The organism is Aquitalea pelogenes, assembly GCF_001515305.1.
Classification (GTDB): domain Bacteria; phylum Pseudomonadota; class Gammaproteobacteria; order Burkholderiales; family Chromobacteriaceae; genus Aquitalea; species Aquitalea pelogenes.
Genome location: NZ_LNQV01000177.1, coordinates 1 through 205, shown reverse-complemented (window position 1 = coordinate 205; position 205 = coordinate 1). Strand labels below are relative to the sequence as shown.

Below are 205 nucleotides of genomic sequence, written 5' to 3'. Positions count from 1 at the left end.
GCCGCAGGCCGAGCGCCCGAGGAGCGGTAAGCGGTGGTGCTGCCTTGCCCAGCGCACGGCACCGGGCGGGGGTATAGCGCCCCCCAGGTACACCGGTGCGCCGCTGGCCGCAGGCCGAGCGCCCGAGGAGCGGTAAGCGGTGGTGCTGCCTTGCCCAGCGCACGGCACCGGGCGGGGGTATAGCGCCCCCCAGGTACACCGGTGC

The 205-nt window shown here is 76.1% G+C and carries 1 protein-coding gene; it reads right to left on the bottom strand.

Annotated elements, in window-relative coordinates:
- A partial coding sequence (locus AWT75_RS22445; RefSeq protein ID WP_204377144.1) for a hypothetical protein occupies nt 1-205 on the bottom strand: 205 nt, incomplete at both ends.